At 70.9% G+C, this 17098-nt stretch carries 14 protein-coding genes, 5 tRNA genes and 1 pseudogene; 4 read left to right on the forward strand and 16 right to left on the reverse strand.

Features of this window, described 5'->3' with window-relative positions; all coding sequences use genetic code 11:
* Positions 1–6 precede the first annotated feature (6 nt).
* The 3 genes from ACT2CW_RS09875 to ACT2CW_RS09885 are packed head-to-tail and all read right to left on the reverse strand — an operon-like array spanning position 7 to position 2970.
* Positions 7–1179: a D-alanine--D-alanine ligase family protein gene (locus ACT2CW_RS09875; protein ID WP_445516293.1), complete on the reverse strand. Its 1173-nt coding sequence runs from the start codon at positions 1177–1179 to the stop codon at positions 7–9.
* Between the two features lie 34 nt (positions 1180–1213).
* Positions 1214–2215 carry an NAD(P)H-dependent glycerol-3-phosphate dehydrogenase gene (locus ACT2CW_RS09880; protein WP_037948547.1) on the reverse strand — a complete coding sequence of 334 codons (1002 nt, stop codon included), beginning with the start codon at positions 2213–2215 and terminating at the stop codon, positions 1214–1216.
* Positions 2212–2970, reverse strand: a complete 759-nt coding sequence (locus ACT2CW_RS09885; protein WP_256650536.1) for a lysophospholipid acyltransferase family protein — start codon at positions 2968–2970, stop codon at positions 2212–2214. The genes ACT2CW_RS09880 and ACT2CW_RS09885 overlap by 4 nt, the downstream gene beginning before the upstream one ends.
* 171 nt (positions 2971–3141) lie before the next feature.
* Here ACT2CW_RS09885 and cofC point away from each other — a divergent pair.
* Positions 3142–3756, forward strand: a pseudogene (cofC, locus tag ACT2CW_RS09890) (2-phospho-L-lactate guanylyltransferase); the annotation flags it as partial.
* A gap of 330 nt (positions 3757–4086) precedes the next feature.
* Here the strand turns inward: cofC and ACT2CW_RS09895 are convergent.
* The 4 genes from ACT2CW_RS09895 to leuC all read right to left on the reverse strand — a co-directional run bounded on the left by ACT2CW_RS09895 (position 4087) and on the right by leuC (position 7185).
* Entirely contained in the window at positions 4087–4659 is a 573-nt protein-coding gene (locus tag ACT2CW_RS09895; RefSeq protein ID WP_138917343.1) for an HU family DNA-binding protein, read from the reverse strand.
* 125 nt (positions 4660–4784) lie between these two features.
* Positions 4785–5030, reverse strand: coding sequence for a hypothetical protein (locus tag ACT2CW_RS09900; RefSeq protein WP_037948543.1), 246 nt, complete (start codon positions 5028–5030; stop codon positions 4785–4787).
* Between the two features lie 124 nt (positions 5031–5154).
* The gene (gene leuD / locus ACT2CW_RS09905; protein WP_138917344.1) at positions 5155–5748 is read right to left on the reverse strand and encodes a 3-isopropylmalate dehydratase small subunit; all 594 of its coding nucleotides are present in this window, start codon (positions 5746–5748) and stop codon (positions 5155–5157) included.
* 6 nt (positions 5749–5754) lie between these two features.
* Positions 5755–7185, reverse strand: coding sequence for a 3-isopropylmalate dehydratase large subunit (leuC, locus tag ACT2CW_RS09910; protein WP_164431337.1), 1431 nt, complete (start codon positions 7183–7185; stop codon positions 5755–5757).
* Positions 7186–7328: 143 nt separating this feature from the next.
* Between leuC and ndgR the strand changes: the two genes are divergently transcribed.
* A complete protein-coding gene (ndgR, locus tag ACT2CW_RS09915; protein WP_030834082.1) occupies positions 7329–8045 on the forward strand; it encodes an IclR family transcriptional regulator NdgR in 717 nt (238 codons plus the stop codon).
* Between the two features lie 9 nt (positions 8046–8054).
* On the opposite strand, the gene ACT2CW_RS09920 is transcribed toward ndgR, so the two are convergent.
* Positions 8055–8546: a DUF4188 domain-containing protein gene (locus ACT2CW_RS09920; protein WP_432048524.1), complete on the reverse strand. Its 492-nt coding sequence runs from the start codon at positions 8544–8546 to the stop codon at positions 8055–8057.
* 96 nt (positions 8547–8642) lie between these two features.
* Between ACT2CW_RS09920 and ACT2CW_RS09925 the strand changes: the two genes are divergently transcribed.
* A complete protein-coding gene (locus tag ACT2CW_RS09925; RefSeq protein ID WP_445516294.1) occupies positions 8643–9284 on the forward strand; it encodes a MerR family transcriptional regulator in 642 nt (213 codons plus the stop codon).
* Between the two features lie 90 nt (positions 9285–9374).
* Here ACT2CW_RS09925 and ACT2CW_RS09930 read toward each other — a convergent pair.
* The 8 genes from ACT2CW_RS09930 to ACT2CW_RS09965 form a co-directional block, all read right to left on the reverse strand.
* Positions 9375–9450 (reverse strand) — tRNA-Glu (locus tag ACT2CW_RS09930).
* A gap of 22 nt (positions 9451–9472) precedes the next feature.
* Positions 9473–9544 (reverse strand) — tRNA-Gln (locus tag ACT2CW_RS09935).
* 13 nt (positions 9545–9557) lie between these two features.
* Positions 9558–9630: transfer RNA gene (locus tag ACT2CW_RS09940), tRNA-Glu, on the reverse strand.
* Positions 9631–9660: 30 nt separating this feature from the next.
* Positions 9661–9733 (reverse strand) — tRNA-Glu (locus ACT2CW_RS09945).
* A 50-nt stretch (positions 9734–9783) separates the two neighbouring features.
* A tRNA-Gln gene (locus ACT2CW_RS09950) sits at positions 9784–9855 on the reverse strand.
* Between the two features lie 189 nt (positions 9856–10044).
* A complete protein-coding gene (gene gltX / locus ACT2CW_RS09955) occupies positions 10045–11532 on the reverse strand; it encodes a glutamate--tRNA ligase (protein WP_445516295.1) in 1488 nt (495 codons plus the stop codon).
* A complete protein-coding gene (locus ACT2CW_RS09960) occupies positions 11525–12316 on the reverse strand; it encodes a fumarylacetoacetate hydrolase family protein (protein ID WP_037948532.1) in 792 nt (263 codons plus the stop codon). Before ACT2CW_RS09960 ends, gltX begins: the two co-directional genes overlap by 8 nt.
* Before the next feature lie 119 nt (positions 12317–12435).
* Positions 12436–12651 carry a hypothetical protein gene (locus ACT2CW_RS09965; RefSeq protein ID WP_414083440.1) on the reverse strand — a complete coding sequence of 72 codons (216 nt, stop codon included), beginning with the start codon at positions 12649–12651 and terminating at the stop codon, positions 12436–12438.
* A gap of 594 nt (positions 12652–13245) precedes the next feature.
* On the opposite strand from ACT2CW_RS09965, the gene ACT2CW_RS09970 reads away from it, so the two are divergent.
* Positions 13246–17097 carry a nitrate- and nitrite sensing domain-containing protein gene (locus ACT2CW_RS09970; RefSeq protein ID WP_445516296.1) on the forward strand — a complete coding sequence of 1284 codons (3852 nt, stop codon included), beginning with the start codon at positions 13246–13248 and terminating at the stop codon, positions 17095–17097.
* Position 17098: the final 1 nt, after the last annotated feature.

Raw genomic sequence — 17098 nt, forward strand, 5'->3', positions numbered from 1 at the left:
AACCCCCTAGCGCAGCCCCGTCGAGCGGCGCAGCGCGGCCTCCAGCAGCCGGTCCACCAGCTCGGGGTAGCTCACGCCGCTCTCCTGCCACATGCGCGGGTACATCGAGATCGGGGTGAAACCGGGCATGGTGTTGATCTCGTTGATCACGAACTCGCCGCTGTCCAGCAGGAAGAAGTCGGCCCGCACCAGCCCCTCGCAGGACGCCGCCTCGAAGGCGGCCACCGCGAGCTCCTGGACCCGCCGGGTCTGCTCCTCGGTGAGCGGCGCGGGCACGATGCCGTCCGCCGCGTCGATGTACTTCGCCTCGAAGTCGTAGAAGGCGTGGGAGGAGACCGGCGGGATTTCGGCGGGCACGCTGGCGCGCGGCCCGTCCTCGTACTCCAGCACCCCGCACTCGATCTCGCGGCCGCGCAGCAGCGCCTCCACGATGACCTTCGGGTCGTGGCGCCTGGCCTCCTCGATGGCCGCGTCCAGGTCCGCCGGGCCCTCGACCTTGCTGATGCCGAAGGACGAGCCGGCCCGCGCGGGCTTCACGAAGAGCGGCCAGCCGTGCTCCTCGGCGAACTCCACGATCCGCTGTCGGGCGGCGGAAGGTTCCTGCTCCCAGGCCCGGGGGCGGATCACCTCGTACGGGCCGACGGGCAGCCCGAAGGAGACGAACACCCGCTTCATGTACTCCTTGTCCATGCCCACGGCGGAGGCGAGCACTCCGGCGCCCACGTACGGCACCCCGGAGAGCTCCAGCAGCCCCTGGAGGGTGCCGTCCTCGCCGTACGGGCCGTGCAGCATGGGGAAGACGACGTCGACGTCGCCCAGCGCCTTGGGCACCGCCCCCGGCTCGCTGTAGACGACCTCGCGGTTCCCCGGGTCGACCGGGAGGACGACCGAGCCCTCGCTGGACTCGGCGAGCCGTTCGACGCTGGGCAGCTCGCGGTCCGCGATGGCCATCCGCTCGGGCTCGTCTGCGGTCAGCGCCCAACGGCCGTCCGTGGTGATGCCGATCGGCAGCACGTCGTACTTCTCGCGGTCGATGGCGCGCAGCACGGCGCCCGCGGTGACCACCGAGATGGCGTGCTCGGAGCTGCGGCCGCCGAAGACGACGGCCACGCGCGGCTTGCGCCGCTCGCCTCCGGAGGAAGCCGGGACAGGGCCTGGGGAAGGGGTCTGGCTGCTCATATCGCGTTGAGATTACCTTGCGGTCCGCGCGGCGTCAGTGCCGCTCGGCCTTGGCGCTGCGGGACATCAGCTCTTTGAGTGCGACAAGGGGCTGTTTGCCGTCGTGCACGATCTCGACGACGGTCTCGGTGATGGGCATGTCGACGTCGTGGCGGCGGGCGAGATCCAGCACCGACTCGCACGACTTGACGCCCTCCGCGGTCTGCTTGGTGACCGCGATGGTCTCCTCCAGTGTCATCCCGCGCCCCAGGTTGGTGCCGAAGGTGTGGTTGCGGGAGAGCGGGGAGGAGCAGGTGGCGACCAGGTCGCCCATGCCCGCCAGGCCCGCGAAGGTGTGCGCGTCGGCGCCCATCGCCAGGCCCAGCCGGGTCGTTTCGGCCAGGCCGCGGGTGATCAGCGACGCCTTGGTGTTGTCGCCGAGGCCCATGCCGTCGGCGATGCCCACGGCCAGCGCGATGACGTTCTTCACCGCGCCGCCCAGCTCGCAGCCGACCACGTCGGTGTTGGTGTACGGGCGGAAGTACGCGGTGTGGCAGGCGGTCTGGAGGCGGCGGGCCACGCTCTCGTCGGGGCAGGCCACCACGGAGGCGGCGGGCTGCCGGGCGGCGATCTCCTTGGCGAGGTTGGGCCCGGTGAGCACCGCGACGCGCTCCGCGGGCGCCTTGGCGACCTCCTGGACGACCTCGCTCATCCGCTTGGCCGTGCCGAGTTCGACCCCCTTCATCAGGGAGACCAGCACGGTGTCGGCGGCCAGCAGCGGGGCCCAGTCGGAGAGGTTGCCGCGTAGCGTCTGGGAGGGCACGGAGAAGACGGTGAACTCCGCGCCGTCCGCGGCCTCGGCCGGGTCGGTGGTGGCCCGCACGCCGTCGGGGAGCCGCACCCCGGGGAAGTAGTCGGGATTGCCGCGGCCGGTGTTGATGGCCTCGACGACACCGGGCCGGCGCCCCCACAGCGTCACCTCGCACCCCGCGTCGGCGAGCACCATCGCGAAGGCGGTGCCCCAGGAGCCGGTGCCGAAGACGGCGCAGCGCGTCACTTGCTCTCCTCATCGGCCAGCGGGAGCGGCGGGCCGTCGGTGCCGGACCGGGTGGGCCGGTCGTACCTCTGAACGGGCGCCGGTTCGCCGCGCACCTCGGAGAGGAGCTCGGTGATGGCGTCCATGATGGTGTCGGTGGCCGCCCTGAGGACCTCGGCGGTGGGCTCCTGACCGTAGAACTCGGACAGGTCCACCGGCGGGCCGGCGTGCACCTTGAGCGTCTTGCGGGGGAAGAGGCGGACCCGCTTCTCCTTGGCGTACGGCGGCACGGCCTCGTTGGCGCCCCACTGGGCGACGGGGATGACCGGGGCCTTGGTGAGCAGCGCCACCCGCGCCGCGCCGGTCTTTCCGCGCATGGGCCACATGTCGGGGTCGCGGGTGAGGGTGCCCTCGGGGTAGAAGGCCACGCACTCCCCCTTGTTGATGGCGTCCACGGCGGACCGGAAGGCGTTGGCGGCGTCGGTGGACTCGCGGTAGACGGGGATCTGGCCGGTGCCGCGGAGCATGGTGCCCACGAAGCCGCCTCTGAAGAGGGCGGCCTTGGCGAGGAAGCGCGGCACCCTTCCGGTGTTGTACTGGAAGTGCGCGTAGGAGAGCGGGTCGAGATACGAGTTGTGATTGATCGCGGTGATAAATCCACCGTCGGCGGGAATGTGCTCCATTCCGTGCCAGTCCCGCTTGAACAGAACCACCAGCGGCGGTTTGCACAAGACCGCTGCCATGCGGTACCAGAAGCCGATTCTGCGGCCGGACACTCGGAACATCCTCTCTTGGACCCTGCTGACCTGCTGGCTTGCTGTCGTCCCCCGTAGCCGCACAAGTGTCGCTCCAGGCACCCCGTCTGTCGAGGACACCGTAACCCCGCAGGTCTTCGGCGAGCCGGGCAGCAGGTCAGAATGAGGCCCGTGGGAAGAAACGGAGCCCCTGTGACCTGGACCCTCGTGGTGCCGCTGAAGCCCTTGGCACGGGCCAAGACCAGGCTCTCCGACGCCGCGGGGGACGGCCCCCGGGCCTCGCTCGCCCTCGCGTTCGCCCAGGACACGGTGGGCGCGGCGCTGGCGAGCCGGTGGGTCCGGGAGGTGACCGTCGTCACCGACGACCCGCTCGCCGGACGTGAGCTGTCGGCCCTCGGCGCCCGGATCCTGCCCGACTCCCCGGGGCTCGGGCTGAACGCGGCGCTGGCGCACGGCGCCCGCACGGTCCGCGGGGAGCGCCCGGAGGCCGCCGTGGCGGCGCTGAACGCCGATCTCCCGGCGCTGCGGACAGCGGAGCTCGACCTGGTGCTCGAGGCCGCCGCCGGCTTCTCACGCGCCTTCCTGGCGGACGCCGCGGGGGTGGGCACCACGCTGCTCTCCGCGGCGCCGGGCGCCGAGCTGGCGCCCGCCTTCGGGGGCCCGTCGCGGGACCGGCACCGGGCGTCGGGCGCGCGGGAGATCGAGCTGGCCGGGGTGGACTCGGTGCGGCGCGACGTGGACACGGCCGGGGATCTGCGCGCGGCGGTGGCCCTGGGCGTGGGCGCCCACACCAGGGCTAGGCTGGCGGACATGCAGGGAACCGCCTATACGTACGACCCCGAGACCCGCGCCGGCAGCGTGCTGCTGGACGACGGCACCCCGCTGCCGTTCGACACCGCGGCCTTCGACGCCGGGGGGCTGCGGATGCTGCGCCCGGGGCAGCGGGTGCGGATCGAGGTCGAGGGCGAGGGCGAGCAGCGCCGGGTCGTCTTCGTCACGCTCCAGACGTTCTGAGCGCCGGGCGGACGTTCTGAGCTCCAGACGTTCTGAGCGCCGGGCGCCGACAGCACCGCGGGCCGGGCTCCCTCGGGGAGCCCGGCCCGGCGCGGATGCGGTGGGGCGCCTGAGCGCCGCCGGCTAGCGCTTCCTGGCGGTGGTCTTCTTCGCGGTGGTCTTACGGGCGCTCGTCTTGCGCGCGGGGGCCTTCTTGGCCGTGGCCTTGGCGGGAGCCTTCTTCGCTGTCGTCTTCTTCGCGGGGGCCTTCTTGGCCGTGGTCTTGGCGGGGGCCTTCTTGGCCGCGGCCTTCTTGGCGGGGGCCTTCTTCGCGGGAGCCTTCTTGGCGGTCGCCTTCTTGGCCGCGGCCTTCTTCGCCGCCGCCTGGAGGCTGCCCTTGGGCGCCTTCTTCACGGCGACCTCGCCGCCGCGCGGGAGCTTCTTGGAGCCGCTCACCAGATCCTTGAAGCCCTGACCGGGACGGAAACGGGGCACCGAGGTCTTCTTGACCCTCACGCGCTCCCCGGTCTGGGGGTTACGGGCGTACCGGGCGGGCCGCTCCACCTTCTCGAACGAACCAAATCCAGTGACCGAAACTCGCTCCCCGGAGACGACCGCCCGGACGATGGCGTCCAGGACGGCGTCTACGGCATCGGCGGCCTGCTGACGGCCGCCGACCTTGTCGGCAATCGCTTCTACGAGCTGCGCCTTGTTCACGTCTTCCCCTTCGGAGACATGGCCGGAATCAATGTGTTCAAGCCTTTTCGCACGTTAGGCAGATATATACCGCAAATCAAACACGAAACGGTCTAATCACCCTTGTGCCGCAACGCACTCGATCGTCACGGACTTCCGTCGGTGTCGGGATCTTCGGGGAAACGCCCCTCGTCGAGGTCGTTCATGAACCGCTCCAGACGCGTTGCCGCATCTGCGAGATCGTGTTTCGCCGCTGATGTCATGACCAGCAGCTTCCGGGACAGCGCCATCCGTACGCCCTCCGGGACTTGCAGTGCGCGCACCTTTGCGTGCGCTTCCTTGAGCCGGTCGGCGACGATGCCGTAGAGCTCGAGTTGGCCGTCGCGTTCCATGCACTGATTGTGCCATCTGAGGCGAGTTGTCGCTTCACGGGGCCTCAACATGCCGATGCGCCGCCAGTCCGAGGACCGGCGGCGCATCTTGCCAAACCCGCTCTGTACAGGGAGAACCGGGGGGTCAGACCTCCACCGTGCTGGGCTTGAAGGAGGGGCGACGCGCCTCGTACGAGGCGATCGAGTCCTCCTCCCTGAGGGTGAGGCTGATGTCGTCCAGCCCCTCCAGGAGTCGCCACCGGGCATTCTCGTCAAGCTCAAAATCAGCCGTGATGCCGTCGGCCCGGACCTGGCGCTCGACGAGGTCCACGGTGACCTCCGCGGTGGGGTCCGCCTCGACCAGCTTCCACAGCCGGTCCACGGTCTCCTGCGGCAGGACGACGGTCAGCAGCCCGTTCTTGAGGGAGTTGCCCCGGAAGATGTCGGCGAAGCGGGGGGAGATGACGGCCTTGAAGCCGTAGTTCTGGAGCGCCCACACCGCGTGTTCGCGCGAGGAGCCGGTGCCGAAGTCGGGGCCGGCCACCAGAACCGTTCCGCCCTTGTGCTCGGCCTTGTTGAGCACGAACTCCGGGTCCTTGCGCCACGCCTCGAAGAGGCCGTCCTCGAAGCCGTCGCGGGTGACCTTCTTGAGCCAGTGCGCCGGGATGATCTGGTCCGTGTCCACATTGCTGCGGCGCAGCGGGACGGCCCGGCCGGTGTGCGTGGTGAATGCTTCCATGACTGCTCAGGCCCCCACGGGAGTCGATACGGCGGCGTCGGACAGGTCGGCGGGCGAGGCCAGATGGCCCAGCACCGCGGTGGCGGCGGCGACCTGCGGCGAGACCAGGTGGGTCCGGCCGCCCTTGCCCTGCCGGCCCTCGAAGTTGCGGTTGGACGTGGACGCCGACCGCTCACCGGGGGCGAGCTGGTCGGGGTTCATGCCCAGGCACATCGAGCAACCCGCGTGCCGCCATTCGGCCCCCGCGGCGGTGAACACCTTGTCCAGCCCCTCCTCGACGGCCTGGAGGGCGACCCGCACCGAGCCGGGGACCACCAACATCCGTACGCCGTCGGCCACCGCACGGCCGGACAGCACCGAGGCGGCGGAGCGCAGGTCCTCGATCCGCCCGTTGGTGCAGGAGCCGACGAAGACGGTGTCCACCTTGATGTCGCGCAGCGGCTGACCGGCCGTCAGACCCATGTACTCCAGGGCCTTCTCGGCGGCGTAGCTCTCGCTGGCGTCCTCGAAGGAGGCCGGGTCCGGGACCGACTCCGACAGCGGCGCGCCCTGGCCGGGGTTGGTGCCCCAGGTGACGAACGGGGCGAGCGCGGAGGCGTCGATGACGACCTCACGGTCGAAGACCGCGTCGTCGTCGCCGCGCAGGGTGCGCCAGTACGCGACGGCGGCGTCCCAGTCGGCACCCTGGGGGGCGTGCGGGCGGCCCTTCAGATAGGCGAAGGTCGTCTCGTCCGGGGCGATCATGCCCGCGCGGGCGCCCGCCTCGATGGACATGTTGCACACGGTCATCCGGGCCTCCATCGAGAGCTTCTCGATGGCCGGGCCGCGGTACTCGATCACATAGCCCTGGCCGCCGCCGGTGCCGATCTTCGCGATGATCGCCAGGATCAGGTCCTTGGCGGTGACGCTCTCGGGCAGCTCCCCCTCGACGGTGATCGCCATGGTCTTGAACGGCGCCAGCGGCAGCGTCTGGGTGGCCAGCACATGCTCGACCTGGCTGGTGCCGATGCCGAACGCGAGCGCGCCGAAGGCGCCGTGGGTCGAGGTGTGGCTGTCACCGCAGACCACGGTCGTGCCCGGCTGGGTCAGCCCCAGCTGCGGTCCCACCACGTGGACGACGCCCTGCTCGACGTCACCGAGCGGGTGCAGGCGGACACCGAACTCCGCACAGTTCTTGCGCAGCGTCTCCAACTGGGCGCGCGAGACGGGGTCCGCGATCGGCTTGTCGATGTCGAGGGTGGGGGTGTTGTGGTCCTCGGTCGCGAGGGTGAGATCGGTACGACGGACCGTGCGGCCGGCCTTGCGCAGGCCGTCGAACGCCTGCGGGCTGGTCACCTCGTGCAGCAGATGCAGATCGATGAAGAGCAGGTCAGGCTCGCCTTCGGCGCGCCGGACGACATGGTCGTCCCAGACCTTCTCCGCGAGTGTCCGTCCCATCGGTTTCCCTCCGGCCGGCGCCAGCGCCGGCCCAAACTCGAGTCGAGTGCGTGCCCTGGTCCGCGGGCCCGCCATTTACAGAGTGGCGGGTATCCCCGGAAATTGAACTTGCGTTTCACAGTGTGAGACGTGAGTATCGTCCCATGGACAACACTAGCGGTGTCGGCGTTCTCGACAAGGCTGCTCTGGTTCTGAGCGCCCTGGAGTCCGGTCCGGCCACCCTCGCCGGGCTGGTCGGGGCGACCGGCCTCGCCCGCCCCACGGCGCACCGGCTGGCGGTGGCACTCGAGCACCACCGGATGGTGGCGCGTGACATGCAGGGACGCTTCATTCTGGGCCCGCGCCTGGCCGAGCTGGCGGCGGCCGCGGGCGAGGACCGGCTGCTCGCGACGGCCGGGCCGGTGCTCACCCATCTCCGGGACGTGACCGGCGAGAGCGCGCAGCTCTACCGGCGCCAGGGAGACATGCGCATCTGCGTCGCCGCGGCCGAGCGGCTGTCCGGACTGCGGGACACCGTGCCGGTCGGCTCCACGCTCCCCATGAAGGCCGGCTCGGCCGCCCAGGTGCTGATGGCCTGGGAGGAGCCCGAGCGGCTGCACCGCGGACTCCAGGGCGCCCGCTTCACCGCCACGGCCCTGTCCGGCGTACGGCGGCGGGGCTGGGCCCAGTCGATCGGCGAGCGCGAGCCCGGCGTGGCGTCCGTCTCCGCGCCCGTTCGCGGCCCGTCCAACCGCGTGGTCGCCGCCGTCTCGGTCTCCGGACCGATCGAGCGGCTGACCCGCCACCCGGGCCGCATGCACGCCCAGGCGGTCATCGACGCGGCGGCACGCCTGACGGACGCCCTCCGCCGGGGAAATTGACCAGCGCCCTCAGGCCCTCTTCAGCGACAGCCGGTCGGCCGCACGGTCTCCGCGGCGGCCGACCGGGACGACTCCGGTGGCCTTGCCCAGGCCGAACGCCGGCATGTTGATGTAGACCGCCTCGTGCGACCCGGCCGGTACGACATAGGTCTCGTGCCAGAAGCCGACCTTGCCCCGGCCCTCCCGCAACCGGCGGTTGAACGCCGCCCAGGCGGGGCGGTGCTCCTTGTCCTGGGCCACCGAGTACTCCAGCAGCCGCTCGTGCGAGTTCCAGTACTGGACCACGTAGAACACCCGCGGCGGGCCGAGCAGCACCTGATAGCCCAGCATCCCGCTCTCCTTGTCCTGCGACAGCTCGCGGAGCATCCGCGGCATCGACCGGAAGACCGGCAGCCAGCTCCGCAGCGCGCGGAAGCGGTTGATGCGCATGCCGATCAGGAAGACGGTGACCTCCCCCTCGGCCTCGGCGGTCATACGGCCGGCGAGCAGCTCGGCACCCATGATGATCCCCTCGTTCCCCACGTTCGGGATAGACTTGGATAGCTGCGCTATCCAGTTCTTAGATAGTGCCACTCTCCAATGGAAGGTGCAACAGGGATGCGACTGGCGGAGCTCAGCGAGCGCAGCGGAGTGCCCACCGCGACGATCAAGTACTACCTGCGCGAGCGGCTGCTGCCGCCGGGAGAGCGGATCACCGCCACCCAGGCCGAGTACGGCGAGGAGCATCTGCGCAGACTGCGGCTGGTGCGCTCGCTGATCCAGGTCGGCCGGATGCCGGTGGCCACGGCGCGCGAGGTGCTGGCGGCCGCCGAGGACGAGTCGCTCGGCCAGAACGCCCGGATGGGAGCCGCGGTCTGGGCGCTGCCGCAGGGCCCCGGGCCGGACGAGGACGATCCGCACGCCGCGCGCGCCCGCGAGCAGGTGGACGCCGTGCTGGGGCGGATGGGCTGGTCCTACGGCCAGGAGCTGGGCGACACCTCCCCCGCCTACCGGACGCTGGTGGCGGCCATCGCCTCCCTGGACCGCCTGGGGTACCCCCATGACACCGAGCATCTGCTGGTGCACGCCCGGCTGGCGGGCGAACTGGCCGTCGCCGACCTGGACCTGGTGGAGACCTACGACACCCCGCCCGAGCGGGTCGAGGCGGTGGTGGCGCTGACGGTGCTCTACGAACCGGTGCTGCTCAGCCTGCGGCGGCTCGCGCAAACCGAGGAATCCAGCCGTCGCTTCAAGGAGTGACCAGGGGCTAAGGGCGCGAACCCAAGGGCACGAGCCCAAGGGCACGAACGGACACGAAAAAGCCCTCCGCCGTCGCGGAGGGCTTTTCGCTGGTACCCCCGACCGGATTCGAACCGGCGCTACCGCCTTGAGAGGGCGGCGTGCTAGGCCGCTACACAACGGGGGCCTGAATCAGCACAGGTGCTGCGCTGGGCTACCAGGACTCGAACCTAGACTAAATGAACCAGAATCACTCGTGCTGCCAATTACACCATAGCCCATGGTATAGACCAGTACCCCCGACCGGATTCGAACCGGCGCTACCGCCTTGAGAGGGCGGCGTGCTAGGCCGCTACACAACGGGGGCTCTAGCGATCTCGTCTCGCGAAGAGATCCGTACCCCCGACCGGATTCGAACCGGCGCTACTGCCTTGAGAGGGCAGCGTGCTAGGCCGCTACACAACGGGGGCTTGGTCCTGCTTTGATCAAGAGATCCACCAGACATCCGGGAGATCTCCTGCTGGGGTACCAGGACTCGAACCTAGACTAAGTGAACCAGAATCACTCGTGCTGCCAATTACACCATACCCCACCAAAACGCCACCCCCGTAAGGGGTTTTGTTTGGTTTACGCCTCCGGTCCGACCTCTCGGCGGCCCGTCCGGCGCAGGAAGAACATTACCCGATGGTGGACGGGCCACCAAAACGAGTATCACCGCGAGTGGCGCCGCCTCACGGGCGCGGGCGGCGCCTCACGCGCCTATCCGGCCGGCTTCACGCGCCTATCCGGCCAGCTTCGCCAGCGCCGCGTCGACCCGGGCCAGCGTGCGCTCGCGGCCCAGGACCTCCAGGGACTCGAACAGCGGCAGCCCGACCGTGCGCCCGGTGACCGCGACGCGCAGCGGCGCCTGGGCCTTGCCCAGCTTCAGGCCGTGCTCCTCACCGGCCGCGAGGACCGCGGCCTTCAGGGTCTCGGCGTCCCAGTCCGCCTCGGCGAGCCGGGTGCGGACCGAGGCCAGGAGCGCGTCCGCGCCCGGCTTCATCGCCTTGGCCCAGGACGCCTCGTCGGCCACCGGCTCGTCGAGGAAGAGGAAGTCCACGTTCGCGGTGATGTCGGACAGGACCGTCAGCCGGGTCTGGGCCAGCGGGGCCAGCGCCTCGAAGGCGGCCGCGTCGAAGGCCTCCGGGGCCCACGGCGCGTGCGGGGCCTCCAGCCAGGGCTCGCAGGCGCCGATGAACGCCTTTACATCCAGCAGCCGGATATGGTCCGCATTGATCGCCTCGGCCTTCTTGAGGTCGAAGCGCGCCGGGTTGGCGTTCACCGCCGCGATGTCGAACGCCTCGACCATCTCCTCCAGCGAGAAGACGTCCCGGTCGGCGGAGAGCGACCAGCCCAGCAGGGAGAGGTAGTTGAGCAGCCCCTCGGGGAGGAAGCCGCGCTCCCGGTAGAGGTTCAGCGAGGCCTGCGGATCGCGCTTGGAGAGCTTCTTGTTGCCCTCGCCCATGACGTACGGGAGGTGCCCGAAGACGGGCACCGTGCCGCCGCCCACACCGATCTCGGCGAGCGCGCGGTAGAGCGCGATCTGCCGCGGGGTGGAGGAGAGCAGGTCCTCGCCGCGCAGGACGTGCGTGATCTCCATCAACGCGTCGTCGACGGGGTTGACGAGCGTGTAGAGCGGCGCGCCGTTGGCCCGCACGATCCCGTAGTCCGTGACGTTCTCGGGGGCGAAGGTCAGCTCACCGCGGACCAGGTCGGTGAAGGTGATCGGCTCGTCCGGCATCCGGAAGCGCACGATCGAGGCGCGCCCCTCGGCCTCGTACGCCGCGATCTGCCCGTCGGTCAGGGTGCGGCACTTCCCGTCGTAGCCGGAGGGCCGGCCGGCCTTGCGGGCCGCCTCGCGGCGCTCCTCCAGCTCCTCGGCGGTGCAGTAGCAGCGGTAGGCGTGGCCCGCCTCCAGCAGCTTCTCCGCGACCTCGCGGTAGAGGTCCATCCGCTGCGACTGGCGGTAGGGCGCGTGCGGACCGCCGACCTCGGGGCCCTCGTCCCAGTCGAAGCCCAGCCAGCGCATCGCGTCCAGCAGCTGGGTGTAGGACTCCTCGGAGTCGCGCGCGGCGTCGGTGTCCTCGATGCGGAACACCAGGGTGCCGCCGTGGTGACGGGCGAAGGCCCAGTTGAACAGGGCCGTGCGGACCAGGCCGACATGGGGGTTGCCGGTCGGCGAGGGACAGAAACGAACCCGCACGGGGGCGGAGGAGGGTGCGCTAGCCACGCTTGATCACCTTGTTGGTGAGAGTGCCGATGCCTTCGATGGTGACGGCGACCTCGTCGCCGACGGAGAGCGGGCCGACGCCCGCCGGGGTGCCGGTGAGCACGACGTCGCCGGGGAGCAGCGTCATCGCCTCGGTGATGTGCACGATCAGGTCCTCGATCGGGCGCACCATCTCGCTCGTACGGCCGAGCTGACGCTGCTCGCCGTTGACGGTGCACATGATGCCGAGGTCGCCGGCGCGCGTCAGGTCGATATCGGTCTCCACCCAGGGGCCCAGCGGGCAGGAGGTGTCGAAGCCCTTGGCCCGCGCCCACTGCTTCTCGCGCCGCTGGGCGTCGCGGGCCGTGATGTCGTTGCCGCAGGTGTAGCCGAGGATGACGTCCTGGACGCGGTCACGCGGCACCTCGCGGCACATCCGTCCGATGACCACGGCCAGCTCGGCCTCGTAGTGCACCTCGGAGGAGAAGGAGGGGTACGCGACCGGGTCGCCGGGGCCGATCACCGAGGTGGACGGCTTGAAGAAGACGACCGGGACGTCGGGGACCTCGTTGCCCAGCTCCGCCGCGTGCTCGGCGTAGTTGCGCCCGATTCCGACGACCTTGTTCGGCAGGACGGGCGGCAGCAGCCGGACCTTGCTCAGCGGGACCTTCTGGCCCGAGCGCTCGAATTCGGCGAAGGGGTGGCCCTTGATGATGTCGATGACGGGGCCGTCCGGATCGGACGGTTCGCCCTCCACCACGCCGAAGGCGACGTTGCCGTCGATGGAGAATCTGGCGATGCGCACGGGAAGCCTTGGCTCCTGACTGAACTCGCTGGAGACTGAAGCTCCAGGCTATCGCTCCGCGTCCCGCGCGCCGCCGTCCCGCCTGCCGCCGGTGGTGGCGCCCACCACGGGCCCGGGGGTCAGTTGCCCGGGGTCTCGGTCAGCACGGTGCGCTTGGGGTTCGCGGTCCGGTTGGGCAGATCGACGCGGTGCTCCGGCTGCTCCTCGGGCGCGCCGGTGTTCTCGGCCTCCTCGGCGATGTCCCTGGCGTCCTTGAGCTCTTGGACGTCCTTGACATGGGCCAGAGTGGTGCGCCGCGGGTTGGCTATGGAGCGGAACATCATCGTCGTCTTCACTGGGGTGTACGCCTCGCTCTTGTCGTTCGTTCCGGCTGTGTAAAGCGTCAGGCTAGAGGCGGCCTTGCCCATCGATTCGCAGGAAAAGTCGCCGCCAGCATGTGATATTGCTCACGAACGATCAGGCAAATGCGACATAGAAGACAGTTGCCTAATCGCGCTAAACGGACATCGCATACCTGAACCGAACGTTCCGCTCTTGATCATCGCTAGCCGGACACCCAAGGACGCCATTCGATTCGTTCACGAACGTCCGTTATCGCCGACATGACTTTCTACGTCCCGTAATAAAGTCCGTACTGAGCGTCACGCGCATCACAGCCTTACCCATTGCCCTTGTTGCAGCATCCGGCACTGTGCTGGAATTCCCGGGACCGCCGCGGGAATCACCGGCGCGCACGGGGGCGCAACCTGAGAGGCGCCGAGCGGCGGGGGGCTCCTCTTCTCGACACGAAAGGATGCGCGCCGGTCACTCACGACCGACAGGGGGGATCGCGGTCCCCCACGACTCGACACCGCTCCGCCGCTCAATCCGGTGGGGCGCCTGGTCCAGAGGTTGCGACGCTAGTGCAGGGACGTTTCAAGAGGGATGGTATGGGGGCTCCCCAGGCCCGCCAGGGCCGAGGGGAAGCTTCGGCGGACCCGGAGCCGCACGGCGCGGCCGACCGCGGCTCCTCGCCCCAGCGCGCCCAGGGAAGCAACGGCAGGACGCTGAGCGATCAGGGCCCCGAGGCCGGTGCGCAGAGCGCAACTCGGGTCAGTGCGCCCAGCGGCGGTGGTGGCGGCGGAGACGCCACGGAGCCGCCGGTCAAGGCGAAGCCCTCCGGCCCCACCGGGCCCGGCAATCGCATGGCCCTGCGCAACTGGCGCATCAGCACCCGACTGGTCTCCCTGCTCGCGCTCCCGGTGGTCGCCGCGACCACGCTGGGGGCGCTGCGCATCGAGGGCTCGCTGGACAACATCCAGCAGCTGGACCAGATGAAGCTGCTCACCGAGATGACGCAGCAGGCCACCCAGCTGGCCAGCGCGCTCCAGGAGGAGCGCGACAAGTCGGCGGGTCCGCTGGCGGGCAAGGGCAACGAAAAGGACGACCGGGTCGTCTCCACGCGTGAGGACACCAACCGCGCGATCTCGGCGTTCCGCGAGGCCACCCACCAGATCGACCCCGGTGACCAGTCGCTGGCCGGTGTGCAGTCCACGCTCGTCAACATCGACCGTCAGCTCGGCAAGATCAACGAGGTCCGGGACACGGCCTACGACAACAGCCAGTACTACTCGCTGACGGTCCAGAACTACAACGAGCTGATCAACTCGTTGCTGTCGCTCTCCCAGGACATGGCGCAGGCGACCAGCAACCGCGCGATGATCAACAACACCCGCGCGCTCGCCACCTTCTCCTCCGCGAAGGAGTACGCGTCCATCCAGCGCGCGCTCATCAGCGCCGCTCTCGCCGACCCCAAGGGCGCCGACTTCTCCGCCAACGACCGCCGCTTCGCCAGGACCGCGGTGGACAAGGAGAACGAGGCGCTCGGCCGCTTCAAGCAGATCCGCCAGGGCAACTCCGAGGACCTGCTCGAACCGCTGGACAGCCGCCCCGACATCAAGGCGGCGACCATGTACGCCGACCGCGCGGTGCGCGACCCCGAGGGGCTCAAGGCGGAGAAGCGGACCGATCTTGACTGGTACGACCAGGACAGCATCAAGATCGAAGAGATGGGCAAGATCGAGGAGACGCTGCTCAGCGAGATGCAGCAGAAGGCTCGTGAGCTCCGCGACTCCGCCCAGCAGGACGCGATCCTCAACGGTGCGCTGATCCTGCTGGTCCTCGGCGTCTCCCTGGTCGGCGCCTTCGTCGTCGCCCGCTCCATGGTCCGCTCGCTGCGCCGTCTCCAGGACACCGCGCAGGAGGTCTCCCAGAAGCGGCTGCCCGAACTGGTCAAGCAGCTCTCCGAGTCCGACCCGCAGGATGTGGACACCTCCGTCGAGTCCGTCGGTGTGCACAGCCGGGACGAGATCGGAAAGGTGGCCGCGGCCTTCGACGACGTGCACCGCGAGGCGGTCCGGCTCGCCGCCGAGCAGGCGCTGCTGCGGGGCAACGTCAACGCGATGTTCACCAACCTCTCGCGCCGCAGCCAGGGCCTCATCCAGCGCCAGCTCTCGCTCATCTCCGAGCTGGAGAGCCGCGAGGCCGACCCGGACCAGCTCTCCTCGCTGTTCAAGCTGGACCACCTCGCCACCCGTATGCGCCGTAACGGCGAGAACCTCCTGGTCCTCGCGGGCGAGGAGCCCGGCCGCCGGTGGACCCGTCCGGTGCCGCTGGTGGACGTGCTCCGCGCGGCCGCCTCCGAGGTGGAGCAGTACGAGCGCATCGAGCTCAGCTCGGTCCCGGCGACCGAGGTCGCCGGCCGGGTCGTCAACGACCTCGTCCACCTGCTCGCCGAGCTGCTGGAGAACGCCACCTCCTTCTCCTCGCCGCAGACCAAGGTCAAGGTCACCGGTCACGCGCTGCCCGACGGGCGGGTGCTGGTCGAGATCCACGACACCGGTATCGGGCTCTCGCCCGAGGACCTGGCGGCGATCAACGAGCGGCTGGCCTCCCCGCCCACCGTCGATGTGTCGGTCTCCCGGCGCATGGGTCTGTTCGTGGTCGGCCGCCTCTCGCTGCGCCACGGCATCCGCATCCAGCTCCGGCCGTCCGACTCGGGCGGTACGACGGCGCTGGTCATGCTGCCGGTCGATGTCGCCCAGGGCGGCCGGAAGCCGGCCCCGCAGGCCGCCGGCGGCCAGGGCGGAACGGGCGCCGGCAACGGCGGCGCCCAGGGCGGCGGCGCGGGACTGCTCGGCTCGGCGCCCTCGCGGCGCCAGGTCCCGGGCTCCGGTTCGCGCGCCGCGCTGCCGGGCAACGGCGGCGGCAGCGGACTGCCGACCCGGCCGGTCGGCGCGGGTGCGGGCCCCTCGGGCGGCGCCCCGTCCGGTGGCACCAACTTCTTCGAGGGCGGTCGGCCGCCCGGCCCCCGGTCCAACGCCCCTTCGGGCCCCGGTGGCCAGGGCGGTCAGGGCGGCCCCGGCGCCCCCTCGGGCCGTCCCCCGCTTCCGACCCGCGGCGAGAACCCGACCGTCGCCCCGCCGACCGGCGCCCCGGCCCGGGCCGACGGGGGCGACCAGGGCGGCCGCCCGCAGCTGCCCACCCGCGACCCCGCGCCCGAGCTTCCGGCCCCCACGCAGCCCGGCACCAGCTGGGGCGCGCGCCGCGCGTCCGGCGAGGACGACTGGCCGGGCACTCCGCGCGACGCCGGGGACACCCCGCGCGGGCACGAGGAGTACGAGTCCACCGGCCAGTTCGCCCGTCCGGAGCTCGGCGGCCCGTCGGAGCGGCGTGATCCGTTCGGCAACCGCGGCCCCGGTGACACCGGCGAGCTGCCGCAGCTGACCGACAGCCCCAGCATGTTCGAGCCGCGCCGCGCGCCCAGCGGGCCGCAGGCCGGGCAGGGGATGTCCGACACCGGCCAGTTCAACCGCCCCGACTACGGCCGCGGCCCGGGCGACACCGGCGAGTTCGCCCGCCCGGAGCTCGGCCAGGGCCCGGGCGACACCGGTGAGTACGCCCAGCCCCGGTTCGAGGACGCCGCCCCGCGCGGCGGCCGCGGCCCCGGCGACACGGGCGAGTTCCCGCGCCCGAACATGGGCGGCCCCGGCGACACCGGCGAGTTCCCCCGCCCGAACATGGGCGGTCCCGGCGACACCGGCGAGTTCCCGCGTCCGGACATGAGCGGCACCGGCGAGTACGGACTGCCCCAGGACTCCCAGGGCGAGTCCGGCCGGCGCCCGAACGACCCGCTGCCGCCCGCCGCCGGTCCCGGCGACGGCCGTACGCCCATCTTCGACACCATCGAGTCGACCTGGCAGCACCCCCAGGTCGCGGACCCCGGCAACTCGGGTCCGCGGGACGGGGGCCGGTCGTTCCCGTCCGCGCCCTCCGCGCCCGAGCCCACCCCCGGCCGGCCCGCCTCGGCCGTACCGCCCCCCTCGCCCCGCGAGCCGCAGCCCGCGTCCCAGGGCACGGGGGACTTCGCCGGAGCGGGCGCCTCGGCGGGCCCGGGTGGCGCCGGTCTCAACGGCCGGAGCACGGGTTCCCACTGGCGTACGTCGCCCCACAACGACGAGCGCTGGCGCCGCGCCGAGCAGATCCGCGAACCGGCGGCCGGCGGTATCACGTCGTCCGGGTTGCCACGGCGGGTGCCGCGCGCAAACCTCGTGGAGGGCGCCGCACACCAGCAGTCGCAGCAGCCCGAACGGACTGGGCCGCAGGTGTCTCGCGCGCCCGATGATGTACGCGGAAGGCTGACCAACCTCCGCCGTGGGATCCAGCAGGGTCGCCGGGCCGGTACCGGACTCGGCGACAACCATGATCGCGGCATTGGCCCGACTTACCAGCAGGAGCGTTAGT

It is taken from the genome of Streptomyces sp. NEAU-174, from assembly GCF_052665095.1.